The sequence below is a fragment of the Nocardia sp. NPDC058640 genome (assembly GCF_042716995.1).
Taxonomy (GTDB): Bacteria; Actinomycetota; Actinomycetes; order Mycobacteriales; family Mycobacteriaceae; genus Nocardia.
In genome coordinates this window covers 160,453-182,372 of sequence record NZ_JBHXRG010000007.1, presented here as the reverse complement: position 1 = coordinate 182,372, position 21,920 = coordinate 160,453, and the positions used below count along the sequence as shown (strand labels likewise).

Annotated in this window: 26 protein-coding genes and 1 pseudogene; 18 read left to right on the top strand and 9 right to left on the bottom strand. The window is 66.4% G+C overall.

The features are described 5' to 3' along the window. Positions 1–19 precede the first annotated feature (19 nt). From ACFWU5_RS12575 to ACFWU5_RS12545, 7 genes are all read left to right on the top strand, one after another. Complete coding sequence (locus ACFWU5_RS12575; protein ID WP_379244417.1) at positions 20–1,618, top strand: serine/threonine-protein kinase; 1,599 nt, start codon at positions 20–22, stop codon at positions 1,616–1,618. A 143-nt stretch (positions 1,619–1,761) separates the two neighbouring features. Beyond that, entirely contained in the window at positions 1,762–3,099 is a 1,338-nt protein-coding gene (gene hisD, locus ACFWU5_RS12570) for a histidinol dehydrogenase (RefSeq protein WP_379244419.1), read from the top strand. Beyond that, positions 3,096–4,217 (top strand): histidinol-phosphate transaminase, encoded by a 1,122-nt coding sequence (locus ACFWU5_RS12565; protein WP_379267213.1) that lies wholly within the window; start codon positions 3,096–3,098, stop codon positions 4,215–4,217. Before hisD ends, ACFWU5_RS12565 begins: the two co-directional genes overlap by 4 nt. Positions 4,218–4,240: 23 nt before the next feature. Further along, positions 4,241–4,855, top strand: a complete 615-nt coding sequence (gene hisB / locus ACFWU5_RS12560) for an imidazoleglycerol-phosphate dehydratase HisB (protein ID WP_056824871.1) — start codon at positions 4,241–4,243, stop codon at positions 4,853–4,855. Continuing rightward, positions 4,852–5,481, top strand: coding sequence for an imidazole glycerol phosphate synthase subunit HisH (gene hisH, locus ACFWU5_RS12555; RefSeq protein WP_379267212.1), 630 nt, complete (start codon positions 4,852–4,854; stop codon positions 5,479–5,481). The genes hisB and hisH overlap by 4 nt, the downstream gene beginning before the upstream one ends. A gap of 58 nt (positions 5,482–5,539) precedes the next feature. Further along, the gene (locus ACFWU5_RS12550; RefSeq protein ID WP_379244425.1) at positions 5,540–5,809 is read left to right on the top strand and encodes a DUF1778 domain-containing protein; all 270 of its coding nucleotides are present in this window, start codon (positions 5,540–5,542) and stop codon (positions 5,807–5,809) included. Positions 5,810–5,812: 3 nt separating this feature from the next. After that, positions 5,813–6,325, top strand: a complete 513-nt coding sequence (locus tag ACFWU5_RS12545; protein WP_379267211.1) for a GNAT family N-acetyltransferase — start codon at positions 5,813–5,815, stop codon at positions 6,323–6,325. Positions 6,326–6,387: 62 nt separating this feature from the next. Here the strand turns inward: ACFWU5_RS12545 and ACFWU5_RS12540 are convergent, their stop codons facing one another. The 3 genes from ACFWU5_RS12540 to ACFWU5_RS12530 all read right to left on the bottom strand — a co-directional run bounded on the left by ACFWU5_RS12540 (position 6,388) and on the right by ACFWU5_RS12530 (position 8,562). Next, complete coding sequence (locus ACFWU5_RS12540) at positions 6,388–6,750, bottom strand: VOC family protein (protein WP_379267210.1); 363 nt, start codon at positions 6,748–6,750, stop codon at positions 6,388–6,390. A gap of 194 nt (positions 6,751–6,944) precedes the next feature. After that, positions 6,945–7,877, bottom strand: a complete 933-nt coding sequence (locus tag ACFWU5_RS12535; RefSeq protein ID WP_379267209.1) for an alpha/beta fold hydrolase — start codon at positions 7,875–7,877, stop codon at positions 6,945–6,947. A gap of 52 nt (positions 7,878–7,929) precedes the next feature. Next, the gene (locus ACFWU5_RS12530) at positions 7,930–8,562 is read right to left on the bottom strand and encodes a helix-turn-helix domain-containing protein (RefSeq protein WP_379267208.1); all 633 of its coding nucleotides are present in this window, start codon (positions 8,560–8,562) and stop codon (positions 7,930–7,932) included. Between the two features lie 309 nt (positions 8,563–8,871). Between ACFWU5_RS12530 and ACFWU5_RS12525 the strand changes: the two genes are divergently transcribed. The 7 genes from ACFWU5_RS12525 (at position 8,872) to ACFWU5_RS12495 (ending at position 13,280) form a co-directional block, all read left to right on the top strand. Beyond that, positions 8,872–9,429: a TetR/AcrR family transcriptional regulator gene (locus tag ACFWU5_RS12525; protein WP_379267207.1), complete on the top strand. Its 558-nt coding sequence runs from the start codon at positions 8,872–8,874 to the stop codon at positions 9,427–9,429. Then, positions 9,426–10,256 (top strand): SDR family oxidoreductase, encoded by an 831-nt coding sequence (locus tag ACFWU5_RS12520; RefSeq protein ID WP_379267206.1) that lies wholly within the window; start codon positions 9,426–9,428, stop codon positions 10,254–10,256. Before ACFWU5_RS12525 ends, ACFWU5_RS12520 begins: the two co-directional genes overlap by 4 nt. Next, complete coding sequence (locus ACFWU5_RS12515; protein ID WP_379267205.1) at positions 10,253–10,834, top strand: hypothetical protein; 582 nt, start codon at positions 10,253–10,255, stop codon at positions 10,832–10,834. The genes ACFWU5_RS12520 and ACFWU5_RS12515 overlap by 4 nt, the downstream gene beginning before the upstream one ends. 233 nt (positions 10,835–11,067) lie before the next feature. Next, positions 11,068–11,928, top strand: a complete 861-nt coding sequence (locus ACFWU5_RS12510) for a DUF3137 domain-containing protein (protein WP_379267204.1) — start codon at positions 11,068–11,070, stop codon at positions 11,926–11,928. Then, positions 11,925–12,539 (top strand): LemA family protein, encoded by a 615-nt coding sequence (locus tag ACFWU5_RS12505; RefSeq protein ID WP_379267203.1) that lies wholly within the window; start codon positions 11,925–11,927, stop codon positions 12,537–12,539. Before ACFWU5_RS12510 ends, ACFWU5_RS12505 begins: the two co-directional genes overlap by 4 nt. Before the next feature lie 70 nt (positions 12,540–12,609). Continuing rightward, complete coding sequence (locus ACFWU5_RS12500) at positions 12,610–12,855, top strand: AbrB/MazE/SpoVT family DNA-binding domain-containing protein (protein ID WP_379267202.1); 246 nt, start codon at positions 12,610–12,612, stop codon at positions 12,853–12,855. Continuing rightward, positions 12,852–13,280, top strand: coding sequence for a PIN domain-containing protein (locus ACFWU5_RS12495; protein ID WP_379267201.1), 429 nt, complete (start codon positions 12,852–12,854; stop codon positions 13,278–13,280). The genes ACFWU5_RS12500 and ACFWU5_RS12495 overlap by 4 nt, the downstream gene beginning before the upstream one ends. 35 nt (positions 13,281–13,315) lie before the next feature. Here ACFWU5_RS12495 and ACFWU5_RS12490 read toward each other — a convergent pair whose 3' ends face one another. Next, on the bottom strand, positions 13,316–14,548 hold the full coding sequence (locus tag ACFWU5_RS12490; RefSeq protein ID WP_379267200.1) for a DUF2786 domain-containing protein: 1,233 nt from the start codon (positions 14,546–14,548) through the stop codon (positions 13,316–13,318). A gap of 212 nt (positions 14,549–14,760) precedes the next feature. Here ACFWU5_RS12490 and ACFWU5_RS12485 point away from each other — a divergent pair, with 212 nt between their 5' ends. Further along, complete coding sequence (locus ACFWU5_RS12485) at positions 14,761–15,363, top strand: maleylpyruvate isomerase family mycothiol-dependent enzyme (protein ID WP_379267199.1); 603 nt, start codon at positions 14,761–14,763, stop codon at positions 15,361–15,363. Here the strand turns inward: ACFWU5_RS12485 and ACFWU5_RS12480 are convergent. The 3 genes and pseudogenes from ACFWU5_RS12480 to ACFWU5_RS12470 form a co-directional block, all read right to left on the bottom strand. Beyond that, positions 15,356–15,685 carry a hypothetical protein gene (locus ACFWU5_RS12480; RefSeq protein WP_379267253.1) on the bottom strand — a complete coding sequence of 110 codons (330 nt, stop codon included), beginning with the start codon at positions 15,683–15,685 and terminating at the stop codon, positions 15,356–15,358. The two genes, ACFWU5_RS12485 and ACFWU5_RS12480, sit on opposite strands and share 8 nt — an antisense overlap. A gap of 101 nt (positions 15,686–15,786) precedes the next feature. Beyond that, a pseudogene (locus ACFWU5_RS12475) lies at positions 15,787–16,008 on the bottom strand (methyltransferase domain-containing protein); the annotation flags it as partial. Positions 16,009–16,027: 19 nt separating this feature from the next. After that, entirely contained in the window at positions 16,028–16,918 is an 891-nt protein-coding gene (locus tag ACFWU5_RS12470; protein WP_379267198.1) for an RNA polymerase sigma-70 factor, read from the bottom strand. Between the two features lie 166 nt (positions 16,919–17,084). On the opposite strand from ACFWU5_RS12470, the gene ACFWU5_RS12465 reads away from it, so the two are divergent. After that, positions 17,085–17,570, top strand: a complete 486-nt coding sequence (locus ACFWU5_RS12465) for a carboxymuconolactone decarboxylase family protein (RefSeq protein WP_379267197.1) — start codon at positions 17,085–17,087, stop codon at positions 17,568–17,570. A gap of 40 nt (positions 17,571–17,610) precedes the next feature. Here ACFWU5_RS12465 and ACFWU5_RS12460 read toward each other — a convergent pair whose 3' ends face one another. Both ACFWU5_RS12460 and ACFWU5_RS12455 read right to left on the bottom strand, forming a co-directional pair. Continuing rightward, positions 17,611–18,531 (bottom strand): LysR family transcriptional regulator, encoded by a 921-nt coding sequence (locus ACFWU5_RS12460; protein WP_379267195.1) that lies wholly within the window; start codon positions 18,529–18,531, stop codon positions 17,611–17,613. Further along, complete coding sequence (locus ACFWU5_RS12455; protein ID WP_379267194.1) at positions 18,528–19,421, bottom strand: LysR family transcriptional regulator; 894 nt, start codon at positions 19,419–19,421, stop codon at positions 18,528–18,530. Before ACFWU5_RS12455 ends, ACFWU5_RS12460 begins: the two co-directional genes overlap by 4 nt. A gap of 191 nt (positions 19,422–19,612) precedes the next feature. On the opposite strand from ACFWU5_RS12455, the gene ACFWU5_RS12450 reads away from it, so the two are divergent. Together ACFWU5_RS12450 and priA are read left to right on the top strand one after the other, a co-directional pair. Further along, entirely contained in the window at positions 19,613–21,073 is a 1,461-nt protein-coding gene (locus ACFWU5_RS12450) for an MFS transporter (RefSeq protein ID WP_379267193.1), read from the top strand. 113 nt (positions 21,074–21,186) lie between these two features. Continuing rightward, positions 21,187–21,918, top strand: coding sequence for a bifunctional 1-(5-phosphoribosyl)-5-((5-phosphoribosylamino)methylideneamino)imidazole-4-carboxamide isomerase/phosphoribosylanthranilate isomerase PriA (priA, locus tag ACFWU5_RS12445; RefSeq protein WP_379244445.1), 732 nt, complete (start codon positions 21,187–21,189; stop codon positions 21,916–21,918). The last annotated feature ends 2 nt before the right edge of the window (positions 21,919–21,920 follow it).

Sequence of the window (21,920 nt, the reverse complement as noted above, 5' to 3'; positions counted from 1 at the left end):
TCGTGCGCGGACCATATCCATGGTCAATACGCGGGATGTCACAATTTCGAGAAGGTTCGGAGTAGGCGCCATCGATACCGGTCAGAAGATCGCGGAGCATTACCGCCTGGTCGAGCGTATTGGTAGCGGCGGCACAGGCGTTGTATGGCGCGCTGTCGACGAACGCCTCCAACGCTCAGTGGCAGTGAAGCAGATCCACATCAAACCGAGCTTGCCCGAGGGTGAGCGGGATGTGTTGCGCCAGCGCGCGATTCGGGAAGCCCGCAACGCCGCGCGCTTCCAGCATCCCAACGCCATCGTGGTATTCGACATCACCGAGCACAACGGTGACCCGTGCCTGGTGATGGAGTACCTCAAGTCGGTCAGCCTCGCGGGTGAGCTGGGTCAAAAAGGCCCGCTGCCGCTGCTCGAGGTCGCCCGCATCGGCGAGAAGGTCGCCTCCTCGCTGATCGCCGCCCACCAGGCCGGCTTGGTGCACCGCGACGTGAAACCGGGCAATATCCTGCTCGGCGACCACGGTGAGGTGAAAATCACCGACTTCGGCATCTCCCGTGCCGCGGGTGACGTGACGCTCACCGAGACCGGGCTGATCTGCGGTACTGCCGCCTATCTCGCACCCGAAGTGGCGCGCGGCTCCGATCCGACGCCTGCCGCCGACGTATTCGCCCTGGGCGCAACGCTTTTCCACGCGCTGGAAGGCGAACCGCCCTACGGCGCCAACGCCAACCCCCTCGCGGTGCTCTACGCCGCCGCCAACGGCCAGGTCCGCGAACCGCACAACGCCGGCCCGGCCACCGACTTCCTGCTCGATCTGCTCAGCCCGGACCCCCTCGACCGTCCGACGATGACCGAGGCCCGCGACGCGCTGGCCCACTTCGCCGAGGACGACAACTCCGTGCCGGCCGGATTCGTCCCTGCCAGTGAGGCTTTCGGCCGACGCAACTCCGCGGCGACCACCCAGGTGATCCGGCAATCCGGGCGTCGCGCCTCGCACGCAGGCGCTTCGACCGCCACCACCCGCCAGATCCGCTCGAACCCGCGTCCCGCGCCCCGCCACGACACCGCCGCCCACCCGCGCACCCAAGCCCAGCCCGCCCCCGTGCACCGCAAACAGGCCGGCAAGGGACGTGCGGTGCTGATCGGTTCCGGCGTGGGTGCGGTGGTCGCGGCGGTCGCCGTGGCGATCAGCGCGTTCAGTGCCTCGGACTCCGATTCGCCGCAGGTGCAAGCGGGTCCGTCGACCTCGGTGCAGGCCACAGTGGCACCCAAGCCCAGCGCGGCCACCCCCGCACTGGGTCAGGCCAGCAATGTGGGTACGGTCGACATCGGCTCGGCCGGTCAGCTGGTCGAAGCGTTCTTCAGTGACCCCGCCAGTTCCTGGTCGCTGCTGACCCCCGCCGCCCAGCAGGTCTACGGCAGCGAGTCCGCGTTCCGCGAATACTGGAGCGACCGCTCGATCCAGAGCTTCGCCAGCATCACCGCCGTGAGCGGCAACAACGCCGACGGATCCACCAACATGCGCCTGGCCAGCATCACCATCAACGGCTCGACCAAGGCCATGGTCATGCGCGTGGTGAACTCCGGCGGCAGTCTGCGCATCGACGGCGACACTCGCTGAAACCGCTGGTCCGCCCGATGAGCGAGGGCGGATCGGCGGGTACGCCGCGCACGGGCGGGATGTGGGTGGAAATGCGCTGGCGGGCGACCACTAGGCTGGTAGCTGACCTTCAGGCCCAGCGTAGAACAGGACCGTACCCCGATATGACATCCCGCATCGAGCTCGCCCGCGTCGATCTGCGCGGTCGTACTCCTTCCGCTGCCGAGCTGCGTACCGCGCTGCCGCGGGGAGGGGTCGACGTGGATTCGGTGCTGCATCATGTGCGGCCGGTCGTGGAGGACATTCGCGATCGGGGTGCCGCCGCGGCGCTGGACTACAGCGAGAAGTTCGATGGTGTGCGGCCCGCTGTGGTGCGGGTTCCTGTCGCTGAGCTGGACAAAGCCCTCGCTGAATTGGATCCCGCTGTTCGGGCCGCCCTGGAAGTCGCCATCGAGCGGACCCGGAAGGTGCACGCGGATCAGCGACGCACCGACACGGTGACCGAGGTGGTGCCCGGCGGCACTGTCACCGAGAAGTGGCTGCCGGTGGAGCGGGTCGGGCTGTATGTGCCCGGCGGCAACGCCGTGTACCCGTCCTCTGTGGTGATGAATGTGGTGCCCGCGCAGGCCGCGGGAGTGGAGTCGTTGGTGGTGGCGTCGCCGCCGCAGGCGCAGTTCGGTGGGCTGCCGCACCCGACCATCCTGGCCGCGGCCGCGATGCTGGGCGTCGATGAGGTGTGGGCTGTCGGTGGGGCGCAGGCGGTGGCTTTGCTGTCCTACGGCGGTGTCGATACCGATGGTGGGGCGCTCGAGCCTGTCGACCTGATCACCGGGCCGGGCAATATCTACGTCACCGCCGCCAAGCGACTGTGCCGTGGGCTGGTCGGGATCGATGCCGAGGCCGGGCCGACCGAGATCGCGGTGCTCGCCGATGCGACTGCTGATCCGGTGCATGTGGCGGCTGATCTGATCAGCCAGGCCGAGCACGATGTGCTGGCCGCGAGTGTGCTCGTGACCGATTCCGTGGCGTTGGCCGATGCGGTCGATGCCGCGGTGAATGCTCAACTGGGCGTGGTGAAGCACAACGATCGGGTGCGGGAAGCGTTGTCGGGCAAGCAGTCCGGGATCGTGCTCGTCGACGACATCGCGCAGGGGCTGCTGGTTGTCAACGCCTATGCGGCCGAGCACCTCGAGATCCAGACTGTCGACGCCGCCGCGGTGGCGGGGCGGGTGCGCAGTGCGGGTGCGATCTTCGTCGGGCCTTGGGCGCCGGTGAGTTTGGGTGACTACTGCGCGGGGTCCAACCACGTGCTGCCCACCGCCGGGTGCGCGCGGCACTCCTCGGGGCTGAGTGTGCAGACGTTCCTGCGCGGCATCCACATCGTGGAATACACCGAGGCGGCGTTGAAGGATGTCGCCGGACATGTTGTGGCACTTGCCAATGCGGAGGATCTGCCCGCGCACGGTCAGGCTGTGCAGGCGCGTTTCGAGGCGCTGTCATGAGCACTGTGCCCGGCGCTTCGGCGACGTTGGATCAGTTGCCGCTGCGGGACAATCTGCGGGGCAAATCCCCTTATGGCGCACCGCAATTGACGGTTCCGGTACAGCTCAATACGAACGAGAACCCGCATCCGCCGAGCAAGGCGTTGATCGACGACGTCGCGGAATCCGTGCGGGCGGCCGCTGCTGACCTGCACCGGTACCCGGATCGCGATGCGGTGTCCCTGCGAACCGACCTGGCGCAGTACCTGACTCGACAGACCGGCGTTGCCGTCGATGCCTCGAATGTGTGGGCGGCCAACGGGTCCAACGAGATTCTGCAGCAGTTGTTGCAGGCTTTCGGCGGGCCCGGTCGTAGTGCGCTGGGTTTTGTGCCTTCGTACTCGATGCACCCGATCATCTCCGAGGGCATCGATACCGAATGGGTCGCGGCACAGCGCAGCGCTGATTTCTCGCTCGACATCGACTACGCGGTGGCGCAGATTGTCGAGCGTCAGCCCGATGTGGTGTTCGTGACGAGTCCGAACAACCCCACCGGACACAGCATTCCGATCGACGAACTCGAACGGATTCTCGAAGCCGCACCCGGCATCGTCGTCGTGGACGAGGCGTATGGCGAGTTCTCGGCGGCACCGAGCGCGATCACTGTGATCGACCGGTTCCCGACCAAGCTCGTGGTCACCCGCACCATGAGCAAGGCGTTCGCGTTCGCGGGTGGGCGTCTGGGCTACCTGGCCGCTTCGCCCGCGGTGATCGACGCGATTCTGCTGGTGCGGTTGCCGTATCACCTGTCGGTGGTCACCCAGGCCGCCGCGCGTGCGGCTCTGCGGCACGCCGACGAAACCCTCGGCAGCGTCGCGGAATTGGCGGCTCAGCGCGATCGAGTCGCGGCTTCGTTGGTTGCACTCGGTTTCGACGTGATCCCCAGCGACGCCAACTTCGTGCTGTTCGGCCGCTTCACCGACGCCGGGCAGGCCTGGCAGCACTACCTCGACGCCGGCGTGCTGATCCGCGACGTCGGCATCCCCGGCTACCTGCGCGCCACCATCGGCCTGGCCGCGGAGAACGACGAATTCCTGCGCGTGAGCCGCGACATCGCGGGCACCGACCTTACTCACTGAATCCGCCTGTGGAGGAGCACATCATGAGCAGAACAGCGCGGGTGGAACGCGTCACCAAGGAATCTTCGATCCTGGTGGAGTTGAACCTCGACGGCACCGGGCAGACCGAGATCTCCACCGGTGTGCCGTTCTACGACCACATGCTGACGGCTTTGGGCGCGCACGCCGGGTTCGACCTGGTCGTGCGGGCCGAGGGTGACATCGAGATCGAAGCCCACCACACCGTCGAGGACACCGCGATCGTGCTGGGCCAGGCGCTGGGCCAGGCGCTGGGCGACAAGAAGGGCATCCGCCGCTTCGGCGACGCCTTCATCCCGATGGACGAAACCCTCGCGCACGCCGCCGTCGACGTGTCCGGTCGGCCGTACTGTGTGTTCACCGGCGAGCCGGAACACCTGGTGCACACCATCATTCCCAGCGCGGGCCCCGGCGCCTCGTACTCGACCGTGCTCAACAAGCACGTGTTCGAGTCGATCGCACAGAACGCCCGCATCGCTTTGCACGTGCGCGTGCTCTACGGACGTGACCAGCACCACATCACCGAAGCCGAATTCAAGGCTGTCGCAAGGGCTTTGCGCGCTGCCGTCGAAATCGACCCGCGCGTGAGCGGTGTGCCGTCCACGAAGGGTGTGCTGTGAAATCCGTTGTGCTGCTGGACTATGGCTCCGGCAACCTGCACTCCGCCGAGCGCGCGCTGGTGCGTGCGGGTGCGCAGGTGGAAGTCACCGCCGACCCCACCGCGGCCCTGGCCGCCGACGGCCTGGTCGTCCCCGGCGTCGGCGCGTACGCGGCCTGCATGGCCGGACTGCTCGAGGTGCGCGGCGACCGGATCATCGGCCAGCGCCTCGCCGGCGGACGTCCGGTGCTGGGCATCTGCGTCGGCATGCAGATCATGTTCGACCGCGGCGTCGAGTTCGGCGTGGAGACCGAAGGCTGCGGTGAATGGCCGGGCGTCGTCGCAGGCCTGGACGCCCCCGTTCTCCCCCACATGGGCTGGAACACGGTCAAGGCCCCCGCCGACAGCACCCTGTTCGCCGGCATGGACGCCGACACCCGCTTCTACTTCGTCCACTCCTACGCCGCCCAACAGTGGGAACTTCCCGAAAACGAGCACATCGCACCCCCCAAACTCACCTGGGCCGACCACGGTGTGCCGTTCCTGGCCGCCGTCGAGAACGGGCCGTTGTCAGCTACTCAGTTCCACCCGGAGAAGTCCGGGGATGCGGGTGCGCAACTGCTGCGGAACTGGATCGGGTCGCTCTAAGCTGAGTTCCCGATAAATCTGTACGGTAAATATCCGTACAAGTGGCTACACTGGGCCTATGGGAGCCAAGACCGAACGCGCGGAGTTCCGCGTCGACGACGCGCTGCGCGCCAAGATGCAGCGTGCCGCGGAGTTGGTGCACGAGCAACAGTCGGAGTTCATCCGTCGCGCGGTGTTCGAGCGTGCCGAGCGAATTCTGGCGCAGGAACTGATCACGGTCATGTCCGCGGAACAGTTCGACGCACTGCTGGATTCGCTCGACGAAGCCGATGCCGCTCCGGCGCTCGCCGAGCTGGCCCGCCGTCCACGCGTGTTCAAGCGGCGGTGATCGGTGACCGCACAGTTCGTTTCGACGCGATTGGCGGAAGACCACGATCTGTCGACATTCGACAGCGGGCATGCGACGTTGGATGACTGGTTGCGTTCGATGGCGCAGCGGGCATGCGTGTCGGGCACTGCCCGGGTGTACGTGTGGACCCCCGAGGGTGAGCAGAAGGTCGTCGCGTTTTTCGCGCTGACGCCCACGCTGGTCAATCGAGACGAAGACGGGGTGCCGAGCGGGGCCGCCGGCGGGGTATCGAGGATTCCGGGCTACCTGATCGGGAGGTTGGCACTGGATCGCTCGTTCCACGGGCAAGGATTCGGGGCCGAACTGCTCTACGACGCAGTCTCCAAAGCCGTCGCGGCCGCGGAAGTCGGCGGTGGCCGACTGATCGTCGTAGACGCGATCGACGACGCGGCCGCGCAGTTCTACCGCAAATACGGTTTCACTCCAGTGCGTCACACGCCGCGCCGGTTGGTCATGAAGATCGCGACTGCTCGTAGCGCGCTCGGCATCGGCTGAAACGCTGCTGCCTGGCCTGAGCGCGACGGCGTCGACCGGGGGATGCCGTCACGCCGGTGATGTCAGGAAGACGTCAGGCAGAAGGGGTGGCCGGCTGGATCCAGGAGTACTCGCCAGCGTCCGTTGCCGGGCTGATGGTTCGGTTTGGTTGCGCCGAGTTTCAACGCCAACTGTTCCGCCGCATCGAGGTCGTCGGCGCGGAAATCCAGGTGGAGCTGTTGTGGGACATCCTGGCCCGGCCACTGCGGAGGTCGGTATCGGTCGACCCGCTGGAATCCCAGATCGCAGCCGGAGTCGTTCGTCAGCGCGACGAACTCCGCCGTACTGAAGAGTTCGCGCATCCCGGTCAACGCACCGTAGAAGCCCGCCAGCGTCTGCGGGTCGGCACAGTCCAGCGTCACCCCGCGCAGTTCAACACCTGGCACTATCGGCTCCTTCGTGTCCGGCCGTTTGTCTCCGTAAGCCGCCGCTGGTCATGATCACCGGCCCACCGGCCCACCGTACTCGCCAGGTCCGCCGCTGAAGTAGCAGTTTTACGCTCTGCCTCAACGGTTGACAGGATTTCGTCCGTCGATTCCCGGTCTCACCCGGAGTGAGGAACATGTCCACAACAGGGTTGTCAGTGCTGCTGGGCAGGATGGTCGGCCAGGAAATCTCGGACCAGTGCTGCGCAGCGCGGTGCGTCGTCGAACCAGGGGGCGTGGCCGCCCGGAACAGCGGTGAGGTGTGCGCGGGGGATTTTCGTGACGGAGGGTCTTGCCTGGGCGGGGGAGCAGAAGACGTCGTCTTCGCCCCAGACGAACAGGGTTGGAGTGTCGATGCGGGCGAGTTCGACTGCGGTGAGGACGTTTTCGGGGCGTGCGGTTCGGCCTTGAATCAGGCGGCGCAGGAGGGCTCGGTAGGAGGCGGCTTGGCCTGGCAGGCGTAGGGGGAGGCGGTGTAGGTCGAGCATGTCGTTCGACATCGCGCGGGCCGCGTTCGCTCCGATTGCCTCGGTGAGGGCGAAGCGGGCGAGGAATCGAGGGGATGGGAGTTGCATGAGGGTCTGGTCGAGTCGGCCCCGGGTCGGGGAGGTCAGGGATTCGAACTCGGCGATGATGTGGGAGCCGGGTAGGGCGGTGGCGGGGGTGGCGATGATCGCTGCTCGCGAGATGCGGTCCGGTGCGTCGAGCATTGTCCAGAGGGTGAACAGTCCGCCCAGAGAGCTGCCGACGAACGCGGCCTGTTCTATGTCGAGCGCGTCTAGAGTTCCGGTGACCACGTCGACCGCCAGTTCGCGGACTGGTTGCCCCTGCCAGCTGTAGGGCGGGGCGAGGCTGTGGCCGGGGAGGTCGATCAGGATGTGGTGGAAGCCGGGCAGGTCGGCGATCAGGGGTGCCATGCCCATGGCGGGTGCTGAAATGCCGTTGATGTGGACCAGCGGGTCACCCTCGCCTGTGGTCAGGACGCGAACCGCTGGGTTGCGCTGCGTCAGGAGGTGTTCGGTGATCGTCAGTCCATAGGAGGCGGCGGCGCGTTGTTCGGCCGCGCGGATCCGTTGCTCGAGTCCCATGCCATTACTGTCCGGCTCGCGGCGAGCGGCGTCTTGGACGAATGTTCGCCGATCAGCTCGTCGCGAGTGCGCCGGGGGTGACTCCGGCGAAGGCCGATATATCGCGATGGAGGTGCGATTGGTCCGAATATCCGCACGCCACGGCGACTTCGGCGACGGATCGACCAGCCAGCAGTAGGTCGAACGCGCGTCGGAATCGGACCACCATCGCGGCTCGTTTGGGCGTCACCCCGACCTGCGCGGTGAACCTCGACCACACGCGTTGCCGACTCCACCCGGTCAGCTCGGCCAGTTCCCTGACCTGCACGGCACCCTTGTCCGCGACGATCCGCTCCCAGCACGCGACGACCTCGGGATCGACCGTCCTGGTCGTTTCCCTGGCGGCGAGAAACTTGGTGGTCACCGCGAATCGTTCTGCCCACGTTGCGGTTTCGGACAACTGCTCACGCAACAGTGCTGCCCCCGAACCCCAGATATCCGCTAGCCCGGCCACCGTGCCGTCCAGGTCGGCCGGACCGACACCGAGCAGGCGGTAGGCGGCGATCGGCGACATCCGCAACTCGACGCACTCGACGCGCTCCGCACGGACATGACGAATACCGGGGACGAGACCAGCGACCAACCCATCGAATACAGGCTGGTCAGGGTCTTCCACGGTCAACGGACTGTTCCCGAACTGGATCACGACAGTGACCTCCGGCCGAGCGAAAATCCGCATATCGCACCCCACGGACCCCCGATCACGAAACCCGTCCATCGAGACGCCAGCCATCGTCATCGCTGTCGACCTCGCCAGGTCCCAGCCGCCATCCAACTCCCGTTCGGACATGATCGGCCGCACATACCGAGCGTACGAGCGAAGTTGCGGGCCTGGCAACAAGCCCCAGCCGCCGAAATTCCGTATCCTCTTACCGTATGGTGATACGGTAAGAGGATGACGATAGCTGCAGAGGGATCGCGTCGCCGTCGTGCTGGTGGTGAAAGGCGGCAGCGCGTGCTCGACACCGTGGTCGACATTGTCGTTGCGCGCGGGTTCGCGAATACCAGGTTCAGCGATGTCTCCGAGGCGAGCGGCGTCGCCGTGAGCACCCTGCAGGGTTACTTCGGTTCTCGTGAGGACATGCTGGTCGAGGCATTGCGTCGATCGACAGCCCTGGAAGTAGCGGAGATGGAATCGATGACCGCGGGCCTGGACAACGATCCATGGGCACGGTTGGTGGCGTTGACCGAGCGTGGGCTCGGCACTCCGGTGCCGGTCTGGCGGATGCTGATGGAGTTCTGGACGGCGGCGGCACACGACGACGAGCTGCGCGAGCATGCCGCCGGGCTGGCCGCGCTCTATCGACGGCCATTCGACGAAGCGGTCGCCGACGGCATCGCCGGTGGCATGTTCCACTGCCGCAGAAGCGCCACCGCGATAGTCGACGTTGCAGTCGGTGCGATGGACGGACTGTTGTACCCGCGTGTGCTCGGGCACATGCGTACGGAGCCGCAGGAGTACACGGAAGTGGTGTTGGACCAGCTCGCGGCTTGTCTTGGGGTGACCCGTTGACGATCTTGGTCACCGGCGCCACGGGCAAGGTCGGCCGCCACGTCCTCGCCCAACTGACCGAGTCGGGATACCCGACGCGGGCAGCATCGCGGCGGGCGCCTATCGGGTTCGACTGGACCGAACCCGACACGTGGGGGCGAGCGCTCGCCGGTGTCGAAAAGATCTTCACGGTCGTACCCGGCGGGGACGACGGACATCGATCCGTGCGCGGGCTCGGTGCACGCACCTGCGCTTTCCTGGATATGGCACAGGACGCCGGTGTCACCACCGTGGTGCTGATGACAGCGATGGGAATGCAGTACGCGCCGACATCCGTCGAACAGCGCGCCGTGGAACTCCACCTGCAGAACACCGATATGCGGTGGACGATCCTGCGACCCAACTGGTTCTTCCAGAACCTCACCGAGGGTCCGCTCCGCGACTTGGCGACTGCGGGAGACGGTGTGCTGCGGCTGCCCACCGGCGGCGCGAGGGTGAGTTTCATCGACGCCGAAGATATTGCGGCATGCGCTGTTACGGCCCTCGTCGGTGACCACAGTGCGCGCGAGTTCGACCTGACCGGCGCCGAAGCGTTGACGTTCTCCGAAGTCGCCGCGCTCACAGCCCGATCGCGAATCCCCCTCTCCGGCTACGAGGATTCGACTGTCCAGCAGTTTCACGCTCTCGCCTCGCGATTGGGCTGGCACCGCGAATACATCACCACCCTCGCCGGGCTGTTCGACGCCATCGCTTCCGGCGCCAACGCGCCGGTCGCTCGGGACGCTTCCGACCTGCTGGGCAGGCCGACTCGTCGGCTGTCGCAATTCGTCGCCGAGGTCGCAGCATGATCCTCACACGGCAAATCGCTGCGAAAGTCGCGGACGGCCAGGTCGACCGCGTATTTCGACGCTGGGCAACCGCGCGCGTCCACCCCGGGCACCGTTTTCGTTCCACGGCCGGCATCATCACCGTCGACCGCATCGACACGATCGATCCGAACCACATCACCGATGTCGATGTACACGCCGCAGGCGCCGGCAGTGTCGATGAGATCGTGTCGAGTTTCCGTGGGAGCGAAGACAATCCCGTGTTCAGGATCGGCTTGTCGTGGGTCGGCCCTGACCCGCGCTCCGCATCGGCAGCCCAGACGACCCTCTCGCCGGTGGAGTTCTCGGAGGTAGCCGATGCGCTCCAACGCCTTGACAGCCATGGTCGCCCCGGCCCGTGGACGATGCGGCTGCTCGACCTGATCTCTGAACACCCCGGCGTCCGGGCCGCCGAACTCGCCATGCGCACACGCGAAGACAAGGACAAGCTCAAGCGCGACGTCCGGAAACTGAAGAACCTCGGCCTGACACTCAGCCTCTCGACCGGCTACCGACTCTCGGCCCGCGGCGTTACCTACATGGCACACAGAAAGCCGTAGTCGGGCCTGCCTCTCGGCGCGCCGAGGTGTCAGTCGAGGAGTTCGACCACTGCGGCGATCGCTTCGAAATCTGAAGTGGTCACTGGATCATGGTGTGCCGCAGTCATCATCCACCTCCTGATTCGTGATGCTACCTGCGCTGATGCTCGGGCGGCCCTGGATAAAGGTTGGCGAAAGAAGTCTGCAAGCGGGCGCTGCGATCGTTCACGTGTCCTCTTCTCGGAGGTGCGTCGATGGTAGGAGAGATTGTGGGCGAGACGGTTGGTGGTCGGCAGGCGGGCGGGAGTGATCCGTTCTGGGCGGGGCCGCGGTTCCTCAATGTGGTGACGGCGGTGACCTTTGTTGTCCTGGCGATCCTGCAGTACGTGTGGTGGCGCGACCACGGTCGCCCGTTCTCGTGGGTCTTGCTTCTCGCGACACCGGCGTTGGCGTTCCTGCCTGCGGGGATCGTCGTGAAGGCTTTTCGCAAGCGCTGGACCGCGCGGTGGGCCGACGAGCACGGATTCGTGTATCACCGCGCGACCGGATGGGCGGTGCCCGAGTGGGACTTTCCGCCGTTCACTATCGGTCGGGCACGGCGCTTTCGGGTCCGTGACGGGATGCAGGGCAGGATCGGCAACTATCCCGCCCGCCTGTTCCATCTGACGTGGCTCAACAACAACAAGATCAACGTCAGCACCCACTACCGCAATGTGTTCATCCTCGATCTTCCCGCGGCGCTGCCCCGCCTGACGATGGGGCCGACGTTGGACACGTCCACCGGTGATCAGGTGGAGTTCGAATCCGCGGACTTCAACAAGCACTTCTCGGTGCATTCGTCGAATCCGGCGTTCGCACACGCGGTTTTCACCCCGCGCACGATCGAGCAACTGGTGAACCTCGGGACGTACCTGCCGACGGCGGCACTGACCAAGTTCGAAATCGTCGGCAACCAACTGGTGGGGGTCAGCATCCTCGGCAATCGAACCCGCGAGATCGACACAGTGTTCGAGGCGATGCGGATTGTCGCCGAGGGCATCCCCAGATTCGTCTGGACCGACTACGCAACCCCGGCCTATCTGGCGGAGCACGTCAGAGAACGGAATTTCGCATGAGTACCGGTGTCATCATCGCTGTTGTCGTCGTGGGGCTGATCGTGGTCCTGTGGTATTTCGCCGCCTACAACGACTTCGTGCGGCTGCGGAACCTGGTCGCCGAATCGTGGAAACAGATCGACGTCGAGCTGCAGCGACGCCACGACCTGGTGCCGAATCTGGTCGCCACCGTGGAGCGGTCCGCGGCCTTCGAGCGCGGCACCTTGGCGGCGGTGATCGAGGCCCGCAAGCGGGCGCGGGCGCTCGTCGGCACCGCGAAGACCGGTGTCGAGGCGGGGGATATTGCCTCGGTCGCCGACGCCGAGAACGCCCTGACCACGGCGCTGGGGCGCGTGCAGATGCTCGCCGAGCAGTATCCCGAGCTGGGAACCGTGCGCAACTACGCGGCACTACAGCGCGAACTGGCCGACCTCGAAGACCGGATCGCGGCGTCCCGGCGCCTGTACAACGCGAATGTCCGTGCCCTCAACACCAAGGTCGGATCCGCGCCCGCCATGCTGGTCGCTTCGCTGCATCACGTGTCCGCGGGCGAGTACTTCGAACTCAGCGACCCCCAGACGCGCACTGTTGTCGACGTCGACCAGCTGTTCAGCGATGGGATGTACCAGTAGCGACAAGTCTGTCGATGGGCGCAGACATTACATCTTCCGTGGTGTAATGGGTTGGCGTAAAGTAATGGACATGGATGCATCCATTACGGTCACGAGCAAGGGGCAGACGACGTTGCCGGTGGCGATGCGTCGAAGGCTCGGCCTCGCCGACACCGGGGGGACCCTGCACGCGCATCTCGACGAGGAGACTGGCCACCTCGTCCTCAGTCGGCCGCCATCGCTTCGGGAAATCAATAAGCGATTCAGCCGCTACATCAAATCGGGGACACCTCCACTGCAGAACGTCGACGAGTATTACCAGTCTGAGCGGGGATGACCGCCGCCCAGCCGCTCTCCCCGGGCTCGCTTGACGCCAACATTGTCTTACGCCTGCTCCTCGACGATGTCCCTGAGCAATCCGAGGCTGTCATCACGCTGCTCGAAGACGCGGCCTCGCCGTTTGTCATTTCCGATATTGCCGTGGTCGAGGTGGTGTTCGTGCTGTGCCGCCACTACCAATTCACCCGCGCTGAAGCTGCTGAAGCCATCGAGACGCTGATGACGGTAGCTGAGGTCGAGGTCAACGAAAGGCTCTTCCGACGGGCACTGCCGCTATTCGTCGAATGTCCGAAGCTGTCCTTCGAGGACTGCTGCCTTGCCGCGCTTGCGGAACTTGCCGATGCGGTTCCGCTCTGGACTTTCGACAAAAAGCTGGCGAATCAGTCTGAGTCGGCCCGTTTACTTGTCCCCTCGCAGCCGTAGTCGACGTTCGCCTCGGGCCATTGGTTGGGATCGGGTCAGGGATTGTCGAAGCGGGCTTGGTCGGCGGCTTCGGTGCCTGCGGTCCAGCCTTCGGCGCTGCGGATGGTGATGCCTCGGGAGCGGACGGTGGGGAAGTAGGTGTTGAAGGCTTGGTCTACTCGTTGTTGGTGGGAGGCGAGGACCGGGAGTAGCCGGTTGGGGGCGTCGGCGATGGTGGCTTCGGCGGCTTTGGTGAGGAGTTCGCCGATTCTGGTGGCGTAGGCGGTGAGGAAGGCTTTGCGGTAGTGGCGGGTGCGGGATTCTTCGGTGGTTGCGTTGTCGATCATCGCGCGGGTGGCTTGGACCAGAAGTGACGTGGACAGGATTTCTACCGCGTCGAGGTCGGTGTCGTCGCCGACGACGGTGACGAAACCCCAGTCGGCTACGAAGATCGCGCGGGCGCGGTTGGCGCGGGTGACCATGTCGATCAGGAGGGCTTTGGCGTCGGTGTAGGGGGTTTCGAGCCAGATTCTGCGGGCTGCGGGGAGATCGGGGTCGGTGTGCTCGGTGTGGAGCAGGGCTCGGTCGATGGCGTATTTGGTCATGAGTTCCTGCGCCTTCGCGGAGAGGGTTTCGGCTTCTTCGGCGAAGGCGGTGGACTCGGCTTTGGCCAGCAGGCCACGGACTCGGCCGAGGGTTTTCTCGTCGACGTGGTGGTGGGTGGTGTGACGGCGGGTGCCGGGCAGTGGGGCGATCTGCTCGAGTTTCGGGAGTTGGATCAGCAGGGCGAAGGCGCTCAGGGCTGCGGTGAGAGCCTCTTCGGGGGTGAGTAGGGCGCGGTCGGCCCACTGGTCGAGGTGGGGTTGCGCGGGTGTCCACCACACGGCGGCGGCCAGTTCGGTCAGTTGCGACTGCCAGATCTCGTCGACGGATTCGGCGGGGAAACCGGCGCGATGCTCGGCCATCAGGTCGGTCAGGTACGCGGTGGCGAACTCGTCGACCCGCCTGCGCGCGGCCTCGTGGATGTCGGCGGGGAGCCAGCCGAAGTCGAAGGCGCGGGCGATGATTCGCTGTCCGGCGAGCTGAACGCCTGCGGCCAACTCCGCGCCCGTCACCTGGTCGACGAAGCGATCGATCGCGTTCTTGTTGCCCTGGGCAGCGAGGAAGGCGACGGTCGCGATGGCGTCGGCGACCTGTGCTGGGTCACCGGAAAGCGCTTCTTCGACCGGAAGTCCGGGAGCTGCTGCCGGTTTACGGCCGGTGCGACGTCGACGATTCTGCTTGGCCAAGGGGTGCGGGGTCCTGTTCGTGGGGTGCTACCCGCGATGGGTGGCGGCGCGACGTTCGCGGCGTCCATTGTCGCGCATCGGCCTCGGTGGAGTCGCACGTCGTGCCCGCGATGTCGTCGCGCCGGATCGCCCACGCTGTCATCGCTTCCGGGTCAAGGAAATCCGACTGTAGGCGGATTCGGCGGGTGCCCAGGGGTGCCTAGAGTTGCGATATGAGCTATCGGGGGATGTTGGCCGCGGAACGGGCCGAGATGATCGAACTGCTGCGCGGGCTGACCGTCGAAGAATGGGAAACGCCGTCGCTGTGTGACGGCTGGCGAGTGCGTGATGTCGTCGGGCACCTGCTGACCGACACGGTCGGACCGATGCGGTATCTGGCCGCCGCGGTGAAGAACCGCGGATCGGTCGATCGCCTCAACAACGCGATCGCCGCCTCGTTCGCCGACCTGCCGACCACCCGGCTGGTGGACGAATTCGAGCACAACGCGGGCCGCCTGTCGAAGTTCGCCCCGCGACTGGGCCTGTCGGACCTGGTGGTGCATCAGCAAGACATCCGCCGCCCACTCGGCCGCCCCCGACCAATCCCCGCCGATCGCCTGATCGCGGTTCTGTCCTACCCCGACCCCTTCGCCTTCCCCGGCAGATTCACCAAGGGCCTGCGCTTCACGGCCGCCGACGTCGCATGGACCTCGGGCGTCGGCCCGGAAGTCCGCGGTCCGGGCGAGGCCATCGCCCTGGCCGTCGTCGGCCGCACCGTCGCCCTCGACGACCTCACCGGCGACGGACTTCCCGAACTCCGCCGTCGAATCAGCTGAGACCGCTGGGCTTGTCGAAGATGAGGGTGTAGCGCCAGAACAGTCGACGGCGGATCCGGGAACCTGGGAGTTCCGCGGCTGCGGCGGCCCGGATTTCGGCCAGAGTTTCCGTCGGATCTGTGGTGGGTGCGGTCATGTGGAGAGGTGTCGATGTCGCGCGGGTCGGGTGCTTGATCATGCCCATGACGGGGTTGGCGACGACGGCGGGGAGTGTGGCGAGGAAGTCGGCGGGGCTCGCTGCGCGGTAGCAGCCGACGATGACAAGGCGTCCTGCCGGCGTGAGGCTGTCACGCAGTTCGCGCAGCGTCGAAACCAGTGGCATGTGGTGCAGGACCGCGACCAGGGTGATCGGTCCCAGCGCTGCATCGGGTCGCGTCCGCCGAAATCCGTGCGACAGATGGTTACAGCGGGGTCATCGGCGAAGCGGTCGGCCGCCACGGCACAGGTCGCCGGATCGGGCTCGATTCCTGTCACAGTGACGGCGTTATCGCGCAGTCCGGCAATGAGATTGCCTGTCCCGCAACCGACATCGAGGACATCACGAGCTCCGGCGGCCGCGACGCGGTCGGCAACCCAACCGCCGTAGTGATCGTTGTGACTCCACGGATGCCGCTGGTTCAACGTCCTCAGCTGGGATACGAGCATGCCGACCATCGTGCCGGACTCAGCGTTGCAGGGTGGTCGCAATCTCGGTTCGTGACAGCTTTTCGGGGTTGCGGACGGAGTAGAGGCCGGTGATCAGGCCGTGGTCGATGCGGACCGCGAAGATCGTGTCGATGGTGCCGTCGAGGCGCAGGATCAGGGCCGGGTGGCCGTTGAGGTGGGCCGGTTCGACGGTCATTTCGGCGCCGATTCTGGGGACGCTGGCGGTGAGCAAGGCGGCGACCAGGGCGGCGCCGACGAGGGGGGTCAGGGCGGCCTGTTTGATGCCGCCGCCGTCACCGAGGAAGACGACGTCCGGGGCCAGGAGGTCGAGCAGGTTCTGTAGGTCGCCGGTTTCGATCGCGTGTTGGAATGCGGCGAGCGCGTCTCGGGACTCGGTCGCGGAGACAGGCCCGCGTGGGCGGCGGGCGGCGACGTGGGCGCGGGCGCGGTAGGCCAGTTGGCGGACGGCGGCGGGCGTTTTGTCGACGGCGTCGGCGATCTCGTCGTAGTCGAGGTCGAATACTTCGCGGAGTACGAAGACCGCTCGTTCGATCGGGGCGAGGGTTTCCAGGACCAACAGCATCGCGATCGAAACGCTCTCGGCCAGTTCGACGTCATCGGCTACGTCGGGCGTGGTCAGCAGTGGTTCGGGGAGCCACGGGCCGACATAGGACTCCTTGCGTCGGCCGAGCGTGCGCAGGCGGTCAAGGGACTGGCGGGTGGTGATCCGGACCAGGTAGGCGCGCTGGTCGAGCACCGTGTCGAGGTCGACGCGCACCCAGCGCAACCAGGTTTCCTGCAGCACGTCTTCGGCGTCGGCGGCCGAGCCGAGCATTTCGTAGGCGACCGTGAACAGCAGGTTGCGGTGGGCGACGAACACCGCGGTGGCCGGGTCCGGTGCTTGGTCCATGGTGGGCTCCTGTTCCGCTCGGATGTGTCGCCCATCAGACGTCGGCCGGGGCGGTTTCGTAACACCGCTCCGCAGTGGCGTGGATCACCTCGAGCAAGTGTTACGGGGATCGGGTCGCCGACGTCTCATGGTCGTCCGGATCAGCACTACCAGTGAGGAATACGTCATGGAGCCCCGATTCAACCTTTTCGAGACCGAGGTCGGCGCCAAGTTCAGCAAGCGATTCGGCAACGCCAGCATGGTGCCGCTGCAGTCGAGCCTGCCGAAAGCCACCCAGGATCTGGTGATGTTGCGCGTGAGCCAGATCAACGGGTGCGGCTACTGCACCGACGTGCACAGCAAGGATCTCGCGCGCGCCGGAGAGTCGGCGACGCGGATCGATCTTGTTGCCGCATGGCGTGAGTCGACCGTGTTCACCGACGCGGAACGGGCGGCGCTCGACTTGGCCGAGGAAGGCACCCGCATCGCCGATGCCGCAAAGGGCGTCTCGGACGAGACCTGGGCGCAGGCGCGCGAGCACTACGACGACGAACAACTCGCCGCTCTGGTCGCGGTGGTCGTCCAGATCAACGCGGCCAACCGGCTCGGCGTCATCCTGCGGCAACCGGGCGGAGCCTATGAGCCGGGCATGTTCGAGGCCACCGCCAACTGATCGCCATCGTGACAGGCCCGCCGCACGGGATCCGGGCCTGTCACAGACGGTCGGCGGGGCGGCCGCTGTCGTCGAGTAGCGGCGTCACGACCTCGGTGAGGGCGGCGGCGAACGCTGCTCCCGGGGTGGGTAAGCCCGATGCTCGCCAGACGAGGCCGTATTCGACGGGTGGTTGGTCGGTGAACGGGAGGCAGATCAGGTTCGGGCGGGGGTAGTAGTGCTCGGCCTGTTCGGCGGCGACGGCCACGCCGTTGCCCGCTCCTATCTGGAGCTGGACCTCTTGCCAATAGAGCATGGTCATCGTGCGGTGGATCGGGTGTCCCGATGCGGTGTGCGCGGGGAGGTGGTGGTCGACGAAGTAGTCTTCCAAACCGCCTGGGAAGAACAGGGTTTCGCCGGCGAGGTCGTCTGCGCACACCGTGTCCCGGTCGGCGAGGCGGTGGGTGCGGGCCAGTACGAGGACTTTTCGGTTGCGTAGCAGTACCGGGCCGCGGATCAGGTCGGGTTCCTCGGCGGGGAACTCGAGGAAGACCAGATCCAGTTCGTCGCGGCGGAGCGGGCCGAAGCGGTCCGACAGGTGCACTTCGCGGATCTCCACCGCGCACCCTGGGTGGCGGGTTCGGAACAGTGCGCTCGCCGAGGTCAGCAGTTCAGCGCCCAGCGGGTGGGTGAAGCCGACCCGCAGCACCCCGCTGATGCCGCGTGCGTTGTCGGCGGCCCTTGCTACGGCGGCGAGGATCCCGTGGTGGTGCGGTCCGAGGGCGTCGCGTAATTGAGTTCCCAAGGGGGTCAACGTCACTCGGCGGCTGGTGCGTTCGAACAAGGGCGCCCCGACGCGGCGTTCCATCGCCTGGATCATCTGACTCACCCGCGCGCGTGACACCGCGAGCCGGTCGGCCACCCGCCCGAAATGCAGTTCCTCGGCCAGCGTGAGGAACGCCTCGTGTTCCTGCCAGTTCATCGCCCACCGACCGGCGAGGTCTCGACGGCGGCGCGGACGAAAGCGGACGCCAGTGTCGACATGCCCGACGCGCGCCACTGCAGGCCGTAGCGGATCGGGGTGGCATCGGTGAACGGGATATAGGCCAGGTCGGGCCGTGGGTAGTAGTGGATGCCCTGCGCGGCGGTGACCGTGACCCCGGCATCGGCCGCGACGTGCGCGAGCAGTTCCTGCCAGGACGCCGTGGTCGCCGACCGGTGGATCGGCGCACCACCCGGGGTGTGGGCAGGAATCACCTCGTCGAGGAAATAGCCGGGCACGCCGCCGATGAACAGTACTGTCTCCCCGACGAGGTCATCGATGGTGACCGTGTCGCGGGTCGAGAGCGGATTGCGGGTGGAGACCGCGAGCACCCGGGGATCGAGTATCAGCACCGGGCCACACACCAGATCCGGTTCCGTGGCGGGGAATTCGATGAGTTGCAGGTCCAGTTCACCCGAGCGCAGCCCGCTGTACCGGTCCGACAGTGGCACCTCTCTGATGTCGACTGCGCACCCCGGATAGCAGCTCCGGAATGCCTCGCGTGCGGCGATCAACAGCTTGCTGGCCAGCGGACTCGAGAAGCCGACGCGCAGCACGCCGTCGATACCGCGCGCGGTATCGGTCGCTTGCGCCACCGCCGTCAGCACACCGCGGTGATGCGGGATCAGATCGTCGCGAAGCTGTATTCCCAACGGTGTCAACGACACTCGTCGACTGGTTCGCTCGAACAGCGAGGCGCCGACCCGGTCCTCCAGACTCTGGATCATCTGACTCACCCGCGCACGCGAGAGCAACAGCCGGTCGGCGGTACGACCGAAGTGCAACTCCTCGGCCAGCGCCAGGAACGTTTCGATTTCTTGCCAGTTCATCCCTCACCTCTCATCGGTAAAACACGCTTACCGACCGGTGAGTATTTTGCCGTTGTTCGCTCGCGCCCGCGCGGACAGACTCGAAAGTGCCCGCCCCAGACGGGGGCTAGGCATCAACCCTCCCGCAGTCGGCCGTGTCCAGACGGTTGATTCGTGCTGCGCGGAGGAAGGCAAGAGTGAGGAAAACCATCATGTCTCGTCCGACGACTCTGCTCACCCCACCCGCGGAGGCGGTGCCCGATCCACGGCGATGGCGGGCGCTGGCCCTGCTGGTGGCCGCGTTCTTCATGGTCATCGTCGATTCGCAGATCGTGATGCTGGCCATGCCCGCGATCGAAACCGAACTCGGCTTCGCGCCGGGCGGTGTGCAATGGGTGATGAGCGCGTATCTGCTGGCCTTCGGCGGTCTGCTCATGTTCGGTGGGCGCACCGCCGACCTGCTGGGTGGGCGCCGGATGTTCCTGATCGGGACCGCGCTGTTCGGCGTCGCCTCGGTGCTGTGCGGACTGGCCTGGTCCGACGAGGTGCTCGTCACCGCGCGTGTGCTGCAGGGCATCGCCGCCGCGGTGATGACACCGACCGCCATGGCCGTGCTGATGCACAGCTTCGCCGAAGGGCCCGAACGCAACAAGGCACTGGGCATCTGGACCGGTGTCGGTGCGTTCGGCGCCACCGCCGCGCTGCTGATCGGTGGTCCGATCACCGACGGGCTCGGCTGGGAATGGATCTTCTTCATCAACGTTCCGGTCGTGGCCGTTGTGCTGCTGTTCGGACCCGGGCTGCTGGTCCAGACCCCGGTGCGGGCGGGCAAGCGCCGGTTCGACCCAGCAGGCGCGGTCACCATCACCGCGGCCATCGGCGCACTGGTGTACGCGGTGTCGGAAGCGCCACTGGTCGGCTGGGGTAGTGGGCGCACGATCGGCATGCTCGTCGCCGCGGCGGTACTGCTGGTGCTGTTCACCGTGATCGAGGCGCGTTCGGCCGACCCGCTGGTGCCGCTGCGGATCTTCCGCTCGCCGAGCGTGGTCGGCGGCAATGTGCTGATGATCATCGTGGCGATGACCGTGTACGGCGGCGCGCTGATCACCTCCCTCTATGCCCAGCAGGTGCTCGGCTACAGCGCGGTGAAGTTCGGGCTCAGCACGGCGGTGTACGCGATCATGTCGATCATCGGCGCCAATGTGAGCGCGCGGTTGGTCGCCCGGATCGGGTATCAGCCGGTCGCCATCATCGGCATGGCGCTGCTGTTCGGTGGGCTGCTGCTGCTCACCCAGATCGACGCGGACGGCGGCTACTGGAGTGATCTGTTCTTCGGGTTGGTGATCTTCGGTTCGGGCATCGGCACCACCAATGTTGCCGCCTCCATCGCGTCGCTGACCGGCGCGCGACCGGAGGAATCGGGTCTGGTCTCCGGCATCAACAACGCCGTGTTCCAGATCGGTGCGGCGCTCGGTATCGCCGTCGCCTCCTCGGTGGCCTTCGCGTTCACGCCCGGTCCCGGTGTCGCCGATCGCACCGACGGGTTCCAGGCGGGGTTCGCCGCCACGGCGATCTTCGCCGCGGTCGGTCTGCTCACGGCGCTGCTGTTGCTGCTGACCCGCCGCGCGAACACTGCCGTCGTCGACGAGCGTCCGGTGTCGGCCGGACACTGAGGTGGACACGCCCGTCCGGCCATGTCACGGCCGGGCGGGCGCACGCGCATCGACACGGCGTGGCGGTAGAGGCGTTGCGGAGACGCCGGGGCAGACCTACTAGTCTGGTCGGCGTGAGTCTTGTGTTGTTGCCCGCTGTCGATGTCGCCAATGGTGAGGCCGTGCGCCTTGTGCAAGGGGAGGCCGGTAGCGAGACCAGTTATGGGTCGCCTCGGGATGCGGCGTTGGCGTGGCAGCAGGCGGGGGCCGAATGGGTGCATCTGGTGGATTTGGATGCTGCCTTCGGTAAGGGGAGTAATCGGGAGCTGATCGCGCAGGTGGTCGGTGAGCTCGATGTGAAGGTTGAACTTTCCGGTGGTATCCGGGACGACGATTCGTTGAAGGCCGCGCTGGCTACCGGGTGTGCGCGGGTCAATATCGGGACCGCGGCGATCGAGGATCCGCAGTGGTGTGCGCGGGTGCTCGGCGAGTACGGCGACCGGATCGCGGTGGGGCTGGACGTGAAGCAGATCGACGGGCAGTGGCGGCTGCGGGGGCGTGGATGGGTCACCGATGGCGGGGACCTGTGGGAGGTGCTCGAGCGGCTCGAGCGGGACGGGTGTTCGCGGTATGTGGTCACCGATGTGTCCAAGGACGGCACGTTGACCGGGCCCAACCTCGAACTGCTCAGCGAAGTCGCCAATGCGGCCGAGGCGCCGGTGGTCGCGTCGGGCGGTATCTCGGTGCTCGAGGATCTGGTCGCGATCTCGAAGCTCGTGCCCGAAGGTGTGGAGGGCGCGATCATCGGTAAGGCGCTGTACGCGGGGCGGTTCACGCTGCCCGAAGCCCTGGCCGCGGTGCGCTGACA